Source organism: Shigella sp. FC1544, from assembly GCF_001722145.1.
In the GTDB taxonomy this organism is placed as follows: Bacteria; Pseudomonadota; Gammaproteobacteria; order Enterobacterales; family Enterobacteriaceae; genus Escherichia; species Escherichia coli.
In genome coordinates this window covers 1-2,020 of sequence record NZ_MECT01000247.1, presented here as the reverse complement: position 1 = coordinate 2,020, position 2,020 = coordinate 1, and the positions used below count along the sequence as shown (strand labels likewise).

General features: G+C 47.7%; 1 protein-coding gene and 1 pseudogene. Both read left to right on the top strand.

Features of this window, described 5'->3' with window-relative positions; all coding sequences use genetic code 11:
• The first annotated feature begins 454 nt into the window (after nucleotides 1-454).
• Nucleotides 455-1,603: an MFS transporter gene (locus BGK49_RS13370; RefSeq protein WP_000109297.1), complete on the top strand. Its 1,149-nt coding sequence runs from the start codon at nucleotides 455-457 to the stop codon at nucleotides 1,601-1,603.
• A gap of 17 nt (nucleotides 1,604-1,620) precedes the next feature.
• Nucleotides 1,621-1,920 (top strand): annotated as a pseudogene (locus tag BGK49_RS31085) (amino acid permease); the annotation flags it as partial.
• Between the last annotated feature and the right edge of the window lie 100 nt (nucleotides 1,921-2,020).

Below are 2,020 nucleotides of genomic sequence, written 5' to 3'. Positions count from 1 at the left end.
TAGTGCGCTGGGTTATCGCTCGCCACGGGAATATCTGCGGCAGCGGGCTTGTAATGGGTTAAGTGATAACAGATGTCTGGAAATATAGGGGCAAATCCAGGCAGTATCATTTTTATCAAGACGAACATACGGTTTGGTCATCCTCTTCTCCTTTCGAGAGTCAGTGGTACGTCTGAAATCGATCAGACGCGATGCATTGCTCTGAAAGCATAGACGGGAAATATGAGTTTGCTGTGACCATGAAATTTTTCGACTGAACGAAGCGTATGAAATTTGTGTTAGTTCAATAAAAACAATCAGATGAGACTAATCATCTCTTCAGCATTAGCGTTATGAATGAGTAATATAAATCGATAATACCGCCGCTGGGATATCGCGTATTTTCACCCATTGACAATGTTTTTGGCGGTGGCATGATGCGCATGAAATTTGAACTTCCTCACGGTTTTAATTCATGTCCACGTATACCCGGCCTGTCATGCTTTTGCTGTCTGGCCTGCTTTTGTTGACTCTGGCGATTGCGGTGTTAAATACACTCGTGCCGCTTTGGCTCGCCCAGGAACACATGTCCACATGGCAGGTAGGCGTTGTCAGCTCATCCTATTTTACCGGCAACCTTGTCGGTACATTGCTGACAGGGTATGTCATTAAGCGCATTGGCTTTAACCGCAGCTATTATCTGGCCTCCTTCATTTTTGCCGCTGGCTGTGCCGGCCTTGGCCTGATGATTGGATTCTGGAGCTGGTTGGCTTGGCGTTTTGTCGCGGGCGTCGGCTGTGCCATGATTTGGGTGGTTGTTGAGAGCGCGCTGATGTGCAGTGGGACGTCACGTAACCGTGGGCGTTTGCTTGCTGCGTATATGATGGTTTATTACGTGGGAACGTTTTTAGGCCAGTTACTGGTCAGCAAAGTTTCAACCGAGCTGATGTCCGTATTGCCGTGGGTTACAGGTTTGACGTTGGCAGGGATCTTACCGCTGTTGTTTACGCGTGTGCTGAATCAGCAGGCTGAAAACCATGATTCGACGTCAATTACGTCAATGCTAAAACTCCGTCAGGCGCGGCTTGGCGTGAATGGCTGCATTATCTCAGGAATCGTTCTGGGATCTCTATATGGCCTGATGCCGCTGTACCTCAATCACAAAGGGGTGAGCAATGCCAGCATTGGTTTCTGGATGGCGGTACTGGTCAGTGCGGGTATCCTTGGACAATGGTCGATTGGACGTCTGGCGGATAAGTTTGGTCGACTGCTGGTGTTGCGTGTTCAGGTCTTTGTCGTCATTCTCGGCAGTATCGCGATGCTTAGCCAGGCGGCGATGGCCCCAGCGTTATTCATCCTCGGTGCCGCTGGCTTTACGCTATATCCGGTGGCGATGGCATGGGCTTGCGAGAAAGTTGAACATCATCAACTGGTGGCGATGAACCAGGCCTTACTGTTGAGCTATACTGTGGGAAGTCTGCTTGGCCCGTCATTTACCGCTATGCTAATGCAGAATTTCTCCGATAATTTATTGTTTATCATGATCGCCAGCGTATCGTTTATCTATTTGCTGATGCTGCTGCGCAACGCCGGTCATACGCCGAAACCCGTTGCTCACGTGTAAATGAATTCAAGCAGAGTGTGAACTTACTGTTTCACACTCTGCTTTTTTGTTTCTTCTATCTGACTTGCTTTATTCCAAATTTTATTCGTTTAAAAATAAAATGTGCAGCAGGTTATAATTTTGCATTTCGCTATTTCCGCACTTCTTATTTGCCGCGCATAAACCCTCGTTTTACAGATGCCCCTATAATTTTGGCGAAGGATTTGTCTATGGCTGGGAATGTTCAGGAAAAACAGCTGCGATGGTACAACATTGCGCTGATGTCTTTTATCACTGTCTGGGGTTTTGGCAACGTTGTTAATAACTACGCCAACCAGGTGGATTTGCCCCTATATTTCCAGACATCTGTTATCACTTAACCCATTACAAGCCCGCTGCCGCAGATATTCCCGTGGCGAGCGATAACCCAGCGCACTA